We start from the raw sequence: 16,799 nt of genomic DNA on the forward strand, positions 1-16,799 counted from the left end.
ACTTGTAGACATTAACCTCGCTTAACTTGCAGCCCGCAGCGCATAAGCACCAGCTCGCAGAACATCATATTTGCCCAAGAGAACCATGGACGTGTATATTCATCCGGATGATCTACATGGAACCCTTCATGCATAAATCCGGTGCCCGCATCCGTCTTCTCCAGCAGATCAAGCAAGGATTCCTGTTCCTCATTGCTGGTAGATGTCATTCCCTGCATAGCTAAAGCTATAGGCCAGATATAACGACTAGGCGTATGTGGACTTCCAATACCCGCAGCCACCTTTCCTGCGAAGAAATAAGGATTATTGCTACTTAAAATAAGCTCACGAGTATTTTTGTAGATAGGATCATCGGCACTCACATAACCCAAATAGGGGATAGAGAGCAGACTCGGCACATTTGCATCATCCATCAAATTCACCTGTCCACGGCCATCTACTTCATATGCATAGACTGACCCGAACTCTGGGTGGTCTACGATTCCATACTGGCTTATTCCCTCATTAATCTGTTTAGAAAGTGTTTTAGCTTTCAATTCCAGTTCCTGATTCCCTAGAATGTCTCGGGCAATCTCACATACATACTCTAAAACAACTACAGCGAACATATTGGCAGGAACCAAATACCCGTATTCACAAGCATCGTCGCTAGGACGAAATCCAGACCAAGTCATTCCGGTATAAGCTGTCAACGTCCCTTTGCCTTCGCGCGCTAATGTATCCGTAGGTGGACAGTTTATCCGTTGAAAAAGATAATTCGAATCGCTCTCATGTCTCTGTTCGGTAGTCCATAATGCAATGATTCTTTCTACACCCTTAACAAACGAATCATTAAACTGACTTGTTCGGCCCGAATTCTTCCAGAGCAGATAACCCAGTTGGATCGGGTAGCATAATGAATCAATTTCATATTTTCTTTCCCATACTCCTGGGCTCATCTCCGTAAGATCCTCCTGATGACCATTCCCATTTTCTTCTTCATTGAACGCGTTCGCATAAGGGTCAAGCTGGATGCAGGCGAATTGTCTTTGCACAAGTCCCTCAATCATGTCCGCAATTTCTTCATCCTCAGAGGCAAGGACCAGGAAGGGTCTAACCTGAGCGGCCGAGTCCCGCAGCCACATCGCTGGAATATCTCCGGTAATGACAAAAGTGGTGCCATTCGCCATTCGTTTTAAGGTTGTATTCCAGGTGTTAGTCATACATTTCTCGAACATTTCAGCTAATTTTGGACGATCGTTCAGCTGTGTCTTTATACTAAATGCCAGTTTCTTCATCGACTCAGGGATTTCTCTGGTTGCTTTCAGTTATAATACCCCCTTTTTCTTTTTCCTTTGAAGCGCTTTCACAAATTAGTATATTGTCATGTAGTTAGTATGTCAATATGTTTATTTATTAATAATAATATATCAATACTTCTATAACGATAAACATCTATCTAAAATAAACAAAAAACCTATCTCAAAAGATAGGTTTTTATAGCAACTAATTTATGGATAATCCTATAAAATTAATTAGAATTGGCTGGTTTAGCAGGACCTGTGGATTCACCAGAAATCAACTTAGCTTCCAGCATTATCTTGTTCGATACAGTCTGGCCATTCATTATTTTCAATACACTTTCAACTGCGAGTCGCCCCATTTCTTCTTCGTTCTGCCGTAAATGAGTGAACGCATAACCAGAACCCAGTGGAGTTGGTGGACTATCAAAGCAAATGATCGAAATATCCTCCGGAATCCGCAGCCCAAGTCGTTCAACCGCAGTTCTAGCCAGCAGGGCAATATTATATTCCACGGCAAAAAGCGCCGTTATTGTTGGATTCTCTTGCAAATGAGAAACTAGCCGTGAGATATCGTGCTCAATATTCTCATCGTTAAAGGAATTAGGTAATGTTGAGGTTAAATCACTAACCCACAACCCCTTATCCACAGCTATCCCCCGCTCCGCATGCGCTTGTATAAATCCCTCCACCCGCTCCTCAAGAGCCGTCGTATCCGCTGGAGGTGGAGAGAGAAAGGAGATATGAGTATGTCCGAGATCAAATAAGTACTCCGTCCCTTTCAACGCTGCCTGTATATTATCAGTGCCGATCGAAGCTGCCGCTACTCCTTTCAGATGGCGATCTACCAGAACTAAAGGGAAACGCCCGATCACCAATTTTAGAATTTCAGCATTAAAAAATTCACCTTGAGCCGGAAAAACAATCAGACCATCTACACCTAAGCTGAGCAGCTTTTGAATAGACTTTTCTTCGTTCTCCGGTATGCCAAATGTTCTTCGCAGAACGAGAAAACAATCATTATCACGGGAAGCCTGTTCCATTCCATAAATCAAGCCTGTGCCATAACTGTTGCCAAAATCGGTAATAATCAGACCAATCGTTTTCTCTTCGTGGTTAAAGGAATTAAAGGGAGTATCGTCGGAAATCGTCTCAGGAGACATAGCTGATTCTATGTAATCGATTGCTGGATCAGCTACAAACGAACCTCTTCCCGGTTTTCTCACAATTAAGCGCTCGGCGGCGAGCATTTCCAGCGCTTTTTTACTCGTAATCCGACTTACATTATAAGTTTCAGCCAGCTCTTTTTCTGAAGGCACCCGCTCTCCTTGCCCATAGGATTTATTAACAATAAGCTGCTTAACTTCATCAAATATTTTTTCATACATCGGTTTGGATGACGTCGTCTCATTCATAACTTTCGTTATCTCCTGACTCTAATTTTTTCATCTTTATACATAATAATATATCATGATATATTAAGTTTGTCGACATATGTACTGAAGCAGTTGAAAAAAGAGGGAGGAAGGGTGCATAGCGTAAAGTGGAAAAATTCTAGAATTCGTATAGAAACAGATATAGACCGTATTCTGAGAATACGGTCTAATAAAGGTTAAGTAGCAACGCTTCAACCAGACTCCTTTAATTCTCAAGCTCCCACTCTGGATTCCATGCGACTTCCCACAAATGCCCATCGGGGTCCATAAAGTGACCCGAAAACCCTCCCCAAAAGGTGTCATGTGCAGGGTCAACGATCTTCGCTCCAGCCTTTTGAGCCTGCTCCATAACCTGATCTGCTTCCTCTTTACTTCCTACATTGTGACCAATCGTTATTTCTGTTGAACTGGCTTCGGATAATGGAACCTTTGCTTCATAAGCCATATCTTTCCGATTCCAAAGCGCCAGTTTTAAGCCTGCTTGCAAATCAAAAAAGGCAACCGCTCCATGTTCAAATTCTTTGCCAATGATCCCTTCGGTCGGAAATCCTAAACCATCCCTGTAAAAAATCAAAGCCCTCTCCAGATCATCCACGCCTAGTGTTATTACTGTAATTCGGGGTTTCATCTATATCGAGCCTCCTATTTTCGCTTCGTTAGATTGTACGGGTCCGCTCATTAATTGTGTTCAGTACTTCTTCCCAATGCCTCTTCATCTGCTCTCGCGTATCTGGATGGACCATTTTCTCTTGATGGAAGCTGATTGTTGTCTTGCCAGATGGATTAGAAATCAAGCGAATTTGCAGCGTAGAGGGTTGCTCCCACTCCTTTTTCCTCCATCTAAGACGGACTTGATGATGAGGTTTGACAACTATGAATTGGCCTGTGACCCCTTCTCTAGAAAGAAACGATTCTCCTTCATTAATAATCAAGGACTCCACATCCCCGATCCATAATCGGATCCCTTCATCAGATGTGAGAAATCCCCAAGCTTGCTCTAGTGAAATCGGAAATGTTCTCCGCACACCCACCTGAATCCCTGCTGCTATTGTTTGCCCCACTTTTTTATCTAATTCAGAGTGATTTTTGTTCATAATGGCACCTCGTACATATTATTTTGAAGAACCGGTCTACTATATTCATAGATAATATCAAACCACATTCCACTTAACAAGTTTTTACACTTTTGTACATTTGTTCTTTTTTCGACCATAAAAAGCTTACACAGGTCTATCGTAAATGGCTGTTCAGATTATATAATAGAGACTATCTGGTATAGAAAGGAAGTTGATTTTTTTATGAAATTTGATGATTACCGCTATGAGCGACCGGATGTAGAGAAATTCAAGCAAGACTTTAACGCCCTGCTGAAAGATCTCAACGACACATCACCATTAGAGGTACAAAAAGCTTCCGTCACTGCCATTAACAAGCTTCGCAATGAGTTTGATACTATGCAGACATTGGTTAGCGTTCGCCATTCTATCAACACGACGGATGAATTTTACAAAACCGAACAAGAATTCATGGACGAAATCGGGCCTGTCGTTCAGGAATACATAACCGACTACTACAAAGCACTCGTACATTCCAAATATAGAGCCGAGTTTGAAAAGGAATGGGGTGCGCAGTTACTCCGGCTTGCTGAAGTTTCGCTGCGGACGTTTAGTCCGGAAATCATTGAAGATTTACAATTGGAGAACAAACTTTCAACAGAATACTCTCAGCTTATCGCCTCAGCCAAAATTCTTTTTGAAGGTGAAGAGCGTACACTGCCTCAACTCGCACCTTTCGAATTGTCTACAGACCGTGATATGCGTAAAAGTGCTTCTGAAGCTCGGTTTGGTTTTATGTCCGAACACGAGGCTGAATTTGACCGCATCTATGATGAGCTCGTAAAGGTCCGTGACCGCATAGCTAAAAAGCTTGGGTACAGCAACTTTGTTCAGCTAGGTTATGACCGTATGATGCGTACCGACTATAATGCTGAAATGGTTGCTAATTTCCGCAAACAAGTTCTGGAATATATCGTACCTGTCTCCCAGCAGCTAAAGAAACGTCAGACTGAACGCCTAGGTCTCGATGAATTGAAATATTACGACGAGAATTTTAGCTTTAAGACCGGGAACGCAACCCCTAAAGGAGATTCAGACTGGATTGTAGCTAACGGTAAGAAGATGTACAAAGAGCTCTCCTCTGAAACGGATGAATTCTTTACATTCATGCTGGACAATAATCTGGTGGATTTAGTAAGCAAAAAAGGAAAACAAGGCGGCGGATATTGCACCTATTTCAGCCAATACCAAGCCCCTTTTATTTTCTCGAATTTCAACGGAACCTCTGGGGATATTGATGTCTTAACTCACGAAGTGGGTCATGCGTTCCAGGTTTATGAAAGCCGCAATATTAATGTACCAGAGTATGCTTTTCCAACCTATGAAGCCTGTGAGATTCATTCCATGAGTATGGAATTTTTCGCTTGGCCTTGGATGAATTTGTTCTTTGAGGAAGATGCAGATAAGTACCGCTTCAATCACTTATCTGACAGCCTTCAGTTTATTCCTTACGGGGTATCTGTCGATGAATTCCAACATTTTGTTTATAGCAACCCTGAAGCAACCCCTGCTGAACGCAAGCAGGCTTGGAGAGACATCGAGAAGAAATACTTACCACATCGTAATTATGAAGGTAACACTTATCTGGAACAAGGGGGCTTCTGGCATAAACAAGGCCACATCTTTGCCTCGCCGTTCTACTACATTGACTACACACTAGCACAGCTATGTGCCTTCCAGTTCTGGAAACGTTCGAACGAAGATTTCAAATCTGCTTGGAGCGATTATTTGGAGCTATGCCAAGCTGGAGGAAGCAAATCTTTTATCAAACTGGTTGAGCTTGCGGGTCTGACTTCACCTTTTGAAGATGGCTGCATTAGCTCCGTTATTGGGGATATTGAAGGTTGGTTGAACAGCATTAATGATAAAGAGCTTTAATCCATTCTCTGGTAAGCTCAACACAAAAAAGCAATCCTTGCCTTATGGCTTGGATTGCTTTTTAAAATTGAATGATCCAACTTCACCCATGTATGCTATCGATAACGAATCCATAAATCTATGGGGTAACGACCCGCATTGCGACCGTACAAGGCTAAACCTCCGCCCTCTGCTTGAAGCTCCAAACGGAAAGTACGATTGCGATCTAGTTTAGCTGCTAACTGCCCCGGTACAAACACCTTGCATAGATAGCCGTAAGAGCCAGCCTCATCCAACTTATTTGCTATTGGCTGATAGTGCCAAGACAATACGCCTCTGCTATCGGCAGGATCATCTGGCAAATAGAAGGAGCCAATCTGTTGACTTTCTACCAGAACCTTCACACGTGAAGGATGACGTTCTTCATCGGTCATGTAGTAGGTGTTCGGATTATACTCTACCCTAGCATCTGCTCCGTGCATGAGATCAAGTCCCATTTCATTTTGCTTTGCGCCTTCAACATTTCGAGCCAACACTCGCTTTGCGCTGGCTTCGAACATAATTTCGATCTCGCCAATCATCTTTTTCTCCATACCATCTGGAAGTGCTACATCGTATACATAATGGCCTTGTCCAGCTCCATTGATTTTTGCGCATTGAATAGCTTCCCATTGTTGTTCAAAGTTGTGTTCTCTATACGCACCAACAGGGATACTAATACAATCTCCATCCCCTTCAAACCTTTCGCCTTGATTACCGCTTCTTACATCAAACGTAATGAAGTTGCGAGTGATTACCTCTCCCTTATTATTTTTCAAGGAAAGTGCCAGCACTGCAACTGCATCCTGATCGGGCATAATGACATATAGTGGTGGTAAATCCGCTACTCCATATCCGTCCCAATTCACTGACATACGCTCACTTTGTGCAACAACTCGTGTTCCCAAATTGTCGTACAAAAGTTCCCACTTCATTTGCAAATGCTGTCCATGATATTTATCTGAGAAGCTGGAACGAAGGAGCGGAACTTTAACTTCATCCTTTGCGTTTACGGTCTGACACGGCGGTGCATCGATCACGATGAAGTCCGGAGAATGTAGATCAGAAATCGTCATCCCGGGAACAAAGGCATCATAACCAAAATCTTTATCGCTGCCATCTAACCGATAATAACCATTGAACTCGTTCGTAACATCGCGAAATTCGGTAAACACAAAACCACATAGCTTATCATGCCGCCGGAATTCATTCATCATATAGCGGTAATGCCACGCTAAATCACTATCCCCTGCCCCACCTTCGATTCCCCACACGTTACCACATTCACTGTTCATAAGCGGAGCATCTGATTGCACATTACCTCCGATACAGTTAAAGTCTGAACCCGGAAAAGTTTTGTCTACAACCTCATTCAAATGAGCTCTAAGCTGATCATAACCATTAATGTAGAAATGCCATGTATTGATATCAGACTCCACATGATCATAGTTACAAGGAGAGTTATCTTCTACGATTCGAGTAGGATCAAGTCGTTTTGCCCAGCGATATTGTTCCCGAACCCATTCCTGTGTTTCTTTGAGATAACTGTTCTGCTGCTGTACATCACTCGTCAGACTAGTGTCCTGAGCGTTCGTCTTCAAGCCCCAAGTCTCGTTAAACATTACCCATGAGAAAATGGATGGATGATTATAGTCTCGTTCAATAACCTCGAGTGCTTCACGTTCATACGAGGCACGTGCTTTTTCATCGGGATTTCCCCAAAAGCAAGGCATGTCTTCCATCACCAAAATACCCAGTTTATCCGCCCAATATAGCTTACGTGGTTCCTCTGGCTTGATATGAATACGCACAAAGTTCAGTCCCAAACGTTTCATTAGATAGATTTCATCCCGCATGTCTTCATCAGACGGATAAGTGAAATAGCCCGTTTTGTGATAAGACTGGTCAAGGGTACCGTTTAAATAAATCGGCTTACCATTGAGGGTAAACCAGCGATAACCACGCTCATCAAAACGCACAGTTTGGATTTCTCGGACTCCGAAATAGGTTCTGACTGTGTCTGTGCCAAAAGATCCGCTAAGTTGTAGTTCGCCTTCGTACAAATAAGGTGTATCTGGACTCCATAATTTGGGATCTGTTATATGGAAAGAGAGCTTAAATTCATTTTCCCCTGCGATGAGATCTATTTTCTCAGTATGCAATATAGAATTCTCTGCGAATTGCAGCGTGAAATCTGCCGATCCATTTTCTTGTGCAAAGATTCTTGTAGTCACGTCCACTTGCCCATCAATAGTGGTCACAAACTTAGCATCTTTCATATAAGTCTGAGGCCGAGATTCTAGCCATACGGGCTGCCAGATTCCGCGAATTTCTCCATAACCTTGTTTGCCTCGTGCTTGGTAATCACGATCGAAGTCCTCTACTCTAACGACAATTGTATTGTCTGAATCTTCAACCCAGTACTCAGTAACTTCAAACTCGAACGAACCATAACCACCTTGGTGTGAACCAACATGTACTCCGTTAATCCAAACATCACATGAATAATCTACTGCCCCGAATCGCAAAAATAGTCGTGTCTGTGAGTCGATAGGCTGCCATTTCAAGGTCCGCCGATACCATCCTACCCCTTTATGATCACTGCCAATACCGGATAATGGACTTACCCAAGAAAAAGGAACAGTAATCCTCGAACTGTAAGCGATTTCGGAATTGGAATACCAATAATTGCTAATTCCTTCATTGTTCGGATCAAAGCTAAATGACCATTCCCCATTCAAATTCATCCAATCATTGCGCTGCCAATGTGGATGCGGATGTTCAGGACGAGGAATCGGAAGACTCTCAACATTCAGTACGGAAGTTGTCATGATATGAGCACAGCCTTTCTAAATAAGAAGTTGAGCTCATTTTAGCATCAGTATATAAAATTCGCAATGTATATTATAATTTTACAATATCAATTCTTCAGTGTACAATATCCTCAACCAATCCTAATGAAAAGGAATACAACCAATGAATGATATTTCGCAAGAAACGATACGGTACCCTGCATCACGTATCTTAGATGTTGCTAAAGCACTTTCTGGAGATGTCAGAGTCCGGATTCTTGAAGCCCTTGGTGACAAGCCCATGAGTGTCAGTCAATTGGCCGAGACACTTGGCGTAGCTCAGCCTACAATTTCAATCAATGTACAGACCCTTGAGCAAGTTAACTTAATCTCATCTACACAAGGTGCAAATCGTGAGAAAATATGCGCGGTCACCTGCCGATCCATCCATCTCGATCTCCCCTCGAAGCTGGGCGATGGGCTGCATCAAACAGAAGAAATACATATGCCGATCGGGATGTTCTCCCATTGTTCTATTCAACCCTCTTGTGGTATGGCTGGAAAAGACGGCGGAGTCATCGGTTCTCAGGATGATCCACGGGTATTCTACATGCCGGAACGAGTTGAAGCGTCTCTCTTATGGTTCGCTGACTCTGGCTATGTCGAATACTATTTTGCCAACCCATTGCCCCCTGGTGTAGAGCTGGATGAGATTCGGATTTCGGCTGAGGTTTGTTCTGAAGCACCTGCATTCCGTGAAGATTGGGCAAGCGACATCACTTTAACTATAAATGACCTACATGTCGGTACTTGGACTTGTCCATCAGATTTCGGTAACCGGAAAGGAAAGCTGACACCCGAACGTTGGAAGAGTGGTACAGAATATGGAATGCTGACAGAGTGGAGTATCTCAGAACAGGGTAGCAAAATTAACGGGATTACTTCTTCCCCTACTACAATTAGCTCACTAGAACTGGCATTTAATGAACCCATTCGTGTACGCTTTGAGATTCGCGAGGATGCCCTCAATAGACGAGGACTTAATTTATTCGGAAGTGGTTTCGGAGATTACTCACAGGATATTATCCTATCGTTTGTGCGTCGTTCATTATCAAGTACATGATATCACGGAAGAATTGCACACCTGAACCCAGAGAGGATCGAAAGCTTCAGGTATGCAAGAGGACTGGAAATACACTTTTTCCTTATACATTAATTACTTGCGCTTATCTTCTGCTTTTTTGATATTTTCAGCCACTCTATATTTCACAATTTTACTAATTAGTTCATAGGGCATCTGCTGATGAAGAGGAAATTGAATGGATCCTTTCGCTCCTTTATAGACTGATAATTCTTCTTTAAAAGCATCAATCCCATTCGGCGTTGGGTAAAATCCAATATGGTTTTTGAAAGCTGCAAAATGCACTAGATTTCCGTGCAGTGCAAAAGTAGGCATCTGATAACTAATCTTTTCTTTTGCATCAGGTGCCGCTTCCTTTATCACTTTTCTTATTGTACTAAGGATTTCTTGAATCTCCGGTGGAAACTTGGAAATATAGTCATCGATCGATTCATACGTAACTTTACCCTCCATGTTAAGTCCCCTCTCCGTTTCAAGTTCACTTTTAACTTTGATGAAGTGCTGCTAAAGCCTCGTCTTCTGTACTCTTGAACAATATTTTATTCCCCTGATTGCATTCGTAAATAAAATCATTCAGACTTTTACTATTATAACCAGTGAATTCTCCTACAATAGCAACTCGCATCTGATAGTTTGTATACTTCTGAAGAATCTCTCCGGCAATTCCTGTCTTTAACTCAAAAAAATCATCCGTGATTTGTTCTTTTCTTAGAATCATTTTATCGCATTCTTGATATCTCACGTTTGCCATTAGATCGAGTGCATCATTTACATTATTAATTACAATACCTTCGCTGGAAATCAAAGCTACTGTTGAATTGTCTTTACGGTTTAATGTGACTTGCATTCTAAATTGCTCCTTTTTTAATAAGAAATTCCTTAACGGTGTGGTTTCCTTGTTGGATGGCTATAGCTAATGCTGATTCACCACCTTCAATTTTAGCATGGATGTCAGCTCCATGTTCGATTAACAAGCGTATCAGCTCCACATTATCCGTATGGTAAGCCGCAGAATGCAAGGCAGTATGTCCATCGCTATCAAAAATATTAGTCTGAGCACCCTTGTTCAGTAGCAGCTGGATAACACTCATATCCCGCTCCCCAGCAATAGCAGCATGAAGTGCAGTATTGGAAGGAATGTAACTAATCTTGGAATGGGATACTGCATCAATCTCAGCACCATAGTCTATCAATACCTGCGCCGCTGCTTCTTTACCGAAATGTGCTGCATATCCCAAAGGTGTAAGACCCTCGTTATTTTCCGTATTTGCTAGAGCTGGATGGGATTCTAGAATTTCTTTTAGCCGTGCAGCATTACCTTGCTGAGCTGCCTGAAAAACTTCATTAATGCTTTGACGCAATTCCATTAGATTTCGCCTCTTTTCGATTGATCTTATAAACGATCTAACTTATTTTTTCTGGATAGTTACTTCTATTTCCTGCTATGAAAAGAAAAGAGTATTCCTTCGAAGGTTATCGAATGAATACTCTCTCTTTTCAATGTATATTGTGAGTCACTTTTTAAATTAAATCAGACTTTTGAAGAAGCCGCTTAACGATCGCTGCAACCTCAGCTCTAGTCATATCATCCTTCGGAGCAAGCACATTGCTGCTGCGTCCCATGATTACCCCTGCCTGCAAGCAGTCAGTAATTGCGCTAAGCGCCCAGTCAGATGCTTTGCCAGCATCGGTATATGGGGTCAAGAATCCTTCAGCGGATTGATTAGAAAGTTTAGCCTTTAGCGCTGTGATTTTCATCGCTTTGGCGATAATTAGCATCGCTTGTTCACGGGTAATATGGTCATCAGGCCGGAACATACCATCTTCAAAACCATTGATTAATTGATATGCATATGCAGTATTGATCGCACTGTTATACCAATCCGTAGTTTTAACATCCGAAAATGGTGTTGCCGCTTGACTCAAACCTAGTCCGAGACCGCGAACGACAATCGCCGCAAACTCTGCGCGGGTAATCGCTTGATCAGGAGTAAATTGACCATTGCCAGTCCCTTCGATAACTAATCGGGAACCCATATCATTTACTGAATCTTTTGCCCAGTGATTAGCAACATCACTGAATTCAAGTGGATGCCAGATAACAGAGTAAGTGCCACCAGTAAGGCTATTAATTGTAGCAAAATATTTGCCATCAATTACTACCACTTTAGTAGGTACATGATGCACTGAGCCATCAGCATCAATATACACACCTGTTGTAATCTTGTTCGGGTCCATGCCTTCTGGAATAGCAATGGTACGTTTCACGTACGTATTGAATTGGGAAAGTTCAATACTCTTATCTCCGTAAATGCCTCTAGCCGTAAAATTAACTGGCGCAGAGATCAATGAAAATGATCCTTTTTGAGCAGCAGCCTCTATAGCTTTAACTTCCGCGGCTGTCGGAGTGCTAATTTCAATCTGTATCTTAATATCTTGTAAAGCTACAGACTTACCAAACTGCGCGGATAAGGCGTCAACATTAAGCTGCCCAGCAGGCAGTGTAAATGTCGCATTTCCGGTTCTGATCTCAAGCACTGCTTGATTTCCCTGCATATTTTTAACCATTTGTCCGTTTAGTTCACCAACCGTAGCATCAGATTGTCTACTAGCAGAAATAGAAACTACTGCACCTTTACCTTCAGCGGCGAGCTTGTCCTCTAGCTTCTTCTGATCTAATGAAATGGTGGTTAGCGTTTGATCCTTCCGTTTACCATTCGTCACGGTTCCCACGGTTTCCGCTTTACCATTGATAAGAACAGAAGCGTCTTTAACAGCTGGTGCCGGCGTTGCTGATGGGGTTGATTGCGATGGAACACCAGCATCACCAGATGGCGCGCTCGGGATGACTGTATTGGATTCAGCAGATGATTCGCTGATGCCAGCCTTATTGATGGCCTGTACCGTGAAGGTGTAGCTTGTACCATTCGTCAAGCCACTGATTGTAAGGGGACTTCCATTCCCCGTAACCGTCAGCCCTCCCGGATGAGCCGTTACAATATATCCTGTGATTTCACTTCCACCATCGTTTACCGGCGGTGTAAAGGTGATGATCGCTTGACCATTCTCTGCTATTGCAGTTACGGATGTTGGAATACCCGGTGCTGTAACTGGCTTAACTGGAGCCTTCACAGTAACGGTTGTTGAAGCCGTATAACTGCCATCCTTGGTCGTAACCGTAATAATGGCTTTTCCCTCACCAACCGGAATTACTACTCCATCCACAACCTTAGCTACAGTCTCATCGCTGGAGCTCCAGATCAGGTCCTTATTGGTCGCATCGGCAGGTGTTACCGTCGCTTTTAGCGTTTCCCCATCTTCACCAACTGTTAAATCAAGTGTTGACTGGTCTAAGCTTACTCCTGTTACGATAACGGTAGGTGGTGTTGCTGCTGCCACATTCACAGTCGTTGATGCACTATAACCTCCATCTTTGGTCGTAACCGTAATGATGGCTGTGCCCTTACCAACTGGAGTCACCACTCCATTCACGACTGTTGCGATCGTTTCATCACTGGAGCTCCAGATCACGTCCTTATCGGTTGCATTGGCAGGTGTTACCGTCGCTTTTAGCGTCTCCCCATCTTCACCCACCGTTAAATTAAGTGTAGACTGGTCTAAGGTTACTCCAGTTACGATAACGATAGGAGGCGTTGCTGCTTTCACATTCACTGTTGTTGAAGCTGTATAACTTCCATCTTTGGTCGTAACCGTGATAATTGCTGTCCCTACACCAACCGGAGTTACTACTCCGTAAACAACCTTGGCTACAGTCTCATCGCTGGAGCTCCAGATAACACCCTTATTCGTTGCATCAGCAGGTGCCACTGTCGCTTGTAAGGTTTCCTCTTCTTCACCCACGGTTAAATTAAGTGTTGGCTGGTCTAAGGTTACTCCAGTTACAATAACGGTAGGTGGCGTAGCTGCTGTTACATTCACTGTCGTTGAAGCCGTAAAACTTCCATCTTTGGTCGTTACAGTAATAATTGCTGTGCCCTCACCAACTGGAGTCACCACTCCATTCACGACTGTTGCGATTGTTTCATCGCTGGAGCTCCAGATCACGTCTGTGTCCGTCGCATTTGCAGGTTCTATTGTCGCCTTTAGTAAGGCATCAGCTTCACCAGCAGTTAACTCGAGAGTCTTATGATCAAGCTTCACTCCAGTTACGTTCACTACTGGTGCACTAACAGTAATGGTGGATGTAGCAGTATAACTTCCATCCGCAGTTGTTGCTGTAATAATTGCTGTTCCAGCTTTAACTGGGGTGACCACTCCATTCACAACTGTCGCTACAGTTGCATCACTAGAGCTCCAGGTCACTGTTTTGTTCGTGGCATTAGCAGGTGCAATTACAGCACTCAGTGTATCTCCCGCTTCTCCCTCCGTTAAACTAAGTGAGTCTTTACTCAAAGTGACTCCAGTTACGAGGACATCCCCCACATCGTTTACCTGTACATTGAAGGTGTATATACTACTTAAAGAGCCGTCATTTACAGTAACAGTAATTACACTGTTTCCGATGGCATTCTTCGCTGGTGTTATTTCTAACGTCCGCACCTCACCACTTCCACTTACTTTTAATCCACTATTCGGAATTAGGGAAGTATTAGAAGAAGTAGCTGTAACTTGCAGATCATCTCCATCCACATCGATGACCTTAAAGGAGCGTGATACTGGTTTGTTTTTATCCGTTGTAGTATTTCCCATGAAGCCTGTGTCCTGCTTCCAGCTCGCTCCTGTAATGGTACCGTTCTTACCTGAAGCAGCCGGTGTATTGACAGCAATAGCACCATCATTGCTATTCGCTAATTTATAGTTTAAAGCTAGATTAGGCTCCGAACCCGTCAAATTGGCGTTCATTTCGCGAACAATATCACTTTGGGTTTTGGCTTTACTCCAGAACCTTACATCTCTCATTCCACCGTTATAATCTCCGTCCTGTCTCCATGTGCTTTTGCCAAGCCAGTTGTTCGGACGCGCTGCGCTTCCAACTGCACTTAAATCCATAGCCCCTTCTGCCTTTAGAACACCATCCCAATAAATGCGTCCCTTTTTCTGACTGTGATCATAAACAATTGCAACATGAACCCATTTAGAAATCGGGAAATCTTCAGTGACGTTAATCTCACCTTTATTGGTGTACGCGACGAAGCTCATTTTTTTTCCGTTAAAGCCTACAAAAATATTGTGATCTGCCTCACCGATTGAAGATTCGAAAAATCTCATCCATGTATTAAAACCATTCACCTTCAAAAATCCTTCAACTGTAAAAGAATTCCCATAAATATGTTGATCTGGGAACGACACATAATCCCCGCTGCCGTCAAAACTAAGATAGTCCCCACCATTTAGTTCTGTCAGATAAGGTGCATCGTTCACTGGATTTACAGTAATTGTGGCAGTGCCTGGATCTGGGCTGAACGCGGCAGATACTGAGGTATTCGCATTTTTTTGATAATTTGAATAACCACCTGCAGTTGTGTCCCATAGCTTAAAGCGAATGGAAGCTTGTCCGTTCCAGTCTTTCCCTGGTACAAAACGTATTTTCTCCGACTTCAGTAGCAGAAAAGCATTAGTGTTCGACACCGGCTCGATATTATACCAGATGTTTCCCAACGTGTTGTAATATTGCCAGGCCCCATTGGTATTATCTAAAGCCACCACAGCAATCCCTGTTGTTGCTGGATCAGTTACCTTTCCTGACAAAAGACTGGACACAAGAACGCCCATGTTAGAAGTATCATCTTCATTAATGGACGGTATCACTGCTGGGCTATTCTCGAGCCAATCGAAGCTCGATTTTGCACTAACAATTTGAGTCTGGATTGGACCTACACCCTGCACCACAACTCCTGTGGCTAACGAAATACTTATGCCTATTTTCATAAATGATGGCTTCAAACTCTTTTTCCCCCTCTAGCTTAAATCATGTCATCATTTCGACAATAATCGAGAGTATTATACAAAATTATGATAAACGAAAAATAAACAAAAAAAGAACCTTCGAAATCTAATCGATTCGTCGGTTCTCTTTTACTATATACTAGTTCATCATCTTCTTAATCAACGCTTTAAGCTTAGGATCAGGTGAAGTTCCAAGCTCCTGTTGAAGGGTCTCTTCCAATTGCCCATATCGCCGATAAGCTTCATTCATTCGCCCTAGTTCAATATACAAATAGATAATTTCCTGATGGATATCTTCTCGCAAGGGATCCAATTTCAATATTCTCTCAAAATAATGCAGCGATTGTTGACGCTCGTTCTGCTCCATATGCAATCTAGCAGCTAGTTCCAGCAGTCCAATAAAATCCTGCTCAAGTCGGCGTGTCTTCCCACTAGCCCAATCGTATGCTTTTCCTTTGAGAAAGGCCCCCGTATACAATGTTTCTACTTGATTGAACCATTCTGAATGTCTTTTCGAGACTTGTCTAATTTGCTTCAGCAGTCGCTCAAACTCATACAAATCACAATAAACACTGCGTTCCTCTATACTAATTTCAGTTCTGCTGGCTTTTATAAAGCTAGTACCGATTGCTTTTCGAATATAGTACAGGGTAGAGTTCAGATTCTTCAGCGCTTTTTCAGGCTCCAGCCCGCTCCATAAGGTGTCGATGATTTCTTCTCGGCTAACCGTTCCTTTACTAATCAAAAAGGCAAACAATTCTTCGGTTTTTGGACTTCTCAGCTTGATGGGCTCTCTGTCTTGCGTACGGCGGTATATCTTTAATCCATTAAATAAGAGAACTTCTATGACAGGCTGAACCGTCACACCTCTATTCATTTTTTTGATCTTATCCAAAGTTTTAGTTAAACGCTGTGCAGTTACAGGCTTTAGGAGATAATCCACAGCGCTCAGTTCGAAGGCTTGCAGTGCGTATTCGTCATATCCTGTAACAAAAACCACATTAATCGATTCATCTAGTTCATGCAAAAGGGTAGAAAGTTTCATTCCATTCGTGTCAGGCATAGAAATGTCCAAAAAAGCTACATCAATCGAATTCCCCTTCACAAATTCATAGGCTTCCGTCGGATCCAGAAAAGTATCGTATACTTCAATCTCTCCACTCTGAGATAATATCCTTTTTAAGCGTTTTACTGATAATTCTTCATCATCCACGATAATGGCCCGCAGCATA

Annotated in this window: 12 protein-coding genes; 2 read left to right on the forward strand and 10 right to left on the reverse strand. The window is 42.8% G+C overall.

Annotation, left to right across the window (positions count from 1 at the left end; all coding sequences use genetic code 11):
• Positions 1 to 11: 11 nt before the first annotated feature.
• From QNH28_RS16990 to QNH28_RS17005, 4 genes are all read right to left on the reverse strand, one after another.
• Positions 12 to 1,277, reverse strand: coding sequence for a glycoside hydrolase family 125 protein (locus QNH28_RS16990; protein WP_283907730.1), 1,266 nt, complete (start codon positions 1,275 to 1,277; stop codon positions 12 to 14).
• Positions 1,278 to 1,510: 233 nt separating this feature from the next.
• Positions 1,511 to 2,695, reverse strand: a complete 1,185-nt coding sequence (locus tag QNH28_RS16995) for a GntR family transcriptional regulator (protein WP_283907731.1) — start codon at positions 2,693 to 2,695, stop codon at positions 1,511 to 1,513.
• Between the two features lie 226 nt (positions 2,696 to 2,921).
• On the reverse strand, positions 2,922 to 3,344 hold the full coding sequence (locus tag QNH28_RS17000; RefSeq protein ID WP_283907732.1) for a VOC family protein: 423 nt from the start codon (positions 3,342 to 3,344) through the stop codon (positions 2,922 to 2,924).
• A 28-nt stretch (positions 3,345 to 3,372) separates the two neighbouring features.
• Positions 3,373 to 3,810, reverse strand: coding sequence for an SRPBCC domain-containing protein (locus QNH28_RS17005; protein ID WP_283907733.1), 438 nt, complete (start codon positions 3,808 to 3,810; stop codon positions 3,373 to 3,375).
• Positions 3,811 to 4,014: 204 nt separating this feature from the next.
• On the opposite strand from QNH28_RS17005, the gene QNH28_RS17010 reads away from it, so the two are divergent.
• Positions 4,015 to 5,709, forward strand: a complete 1,695-nt coding sequence (locus QNH28_RS17010) for a M3 family oligoendopeptidase (protein WP_283907734.1) — start codon at positions 4,015 to 4,017, stop codon at positions 5,707 to 5,709.
• A gap of 95 nt (positions 5,710 to 5,804) precedes the next feature.
• Here QNH28_RS17010 and QNH28_RS17015 read toward each other — a convergent pair whose 3' ends face one another.
• Positions 5,805 to 8,558: a glycoside hydrolase family 2 protein gene (locus tag QNH28_RS17015; RefSeq protein ID WP_283907735.1), complete on the reverse strand. Its 2,754-nt coding sequence runs from the start codon at positions 8,556 to 8,558 to the stop codon at positions 5,805 to 5,807.
• A 145-nt stretch (positions 8,559 to 8,703) separates the two neighbouring features.
• Between QNH28_RS17015 and QNH28_RS17020 the strand changes: the two genes are divergently transcribed.
• Positions 8,704 to 9,642 (forward strand): ArsR/SmtB family transcription factor, encoded by a 939-nt coding sequence (locus QNH28_RS17020; RefSeq protein ID WP_283907736.1) that lies wholly within the window; start codon positions 8,704 to 8,706, stop codon positions 9,640 to 9,642.
• 93 nt (positions 9,643 to 9,735) lie between these two features.
• Here the strand turns inward: QNH28_RS17020 and QNH28_RS17025 are convergent, their stop codons facing one another.
• The 5 genes from QNH28_RS17025 to QNH28_RS17045 all read right to left on the reverse strand — a co-directional run bounded on the left by QNH28_RS17025 (position 9,736) and on the right by QNH28_RS17045 (position 16,798).
• Entirely contained in the window at positions 9,736 to 10,113 is a 378-nt protein-coding gene (locus QNH28_RS17025; RefSeq protein WP_283907737.1) for an iron chaperone, read from the reverse strand.
• Positions 10,114 to 10,144: 31 nt separating this feature from the next.
• Positions 10,145 to 10,507, reverse strand: a complete 363-nt coding sequence (locus QNH28_RS17030) for a DUF4180 domain-containing protein (protein ID WP_283907738.1) — start codon at positions 10,505 to 10,507, stop codon at positions 10,145 to 10,147.
• 1 nt (position 10,508) lies between these two features.
• Positions 10,509 to 11,027, reverse strand: a complete 519-nt coding sequence (locus QNH28_RS17035; RefSeq protein ID WP_283907739.1) for an ankyrin repeat domain-containing protein — start codon at positions 11,025 to 11,027, stop codon at positions 10,509 to 10,511.
• Between the two features lie 154 nt (positions 11,028 to 11,181).
• A complete protein-coding gene (locus QNH28_RS17040) occupies positions 11,182 to 15,549 on the reverse strand; it encodes an S-layer homology domain-containing protein (RefSeq protein ID WP_283907740.1) in 4,368 nt (1,455 codons plus the stop codon).
• Between the two features lie 157 nt (positions 15,550 to 15,706).
• Positions 15,707 to 16,798 carry a response regulator gene (locus QNH28_RS17045; protein WP_283907741.1) on the reverse strand — a complete coding sequence of 364 codons (1,092 nt, stop codon included), beginning with the start codon at positions 16,796 to 16,798 and terminating at the stop codon, positions 15,707 to 15,709.
• Position 16,799: the final 1 nt, after the last annotated feature.

It is taken from the genome of Paenibacillus sp. G2S3 (genome assembly GCF_030123105.1).
In the GTDB taxonomy this organism is placed as follows: Bacteria; Bacillota; Bacilli; order Paenibacillales; family Paenibacillaceae; genus Paenibacillus_AQ.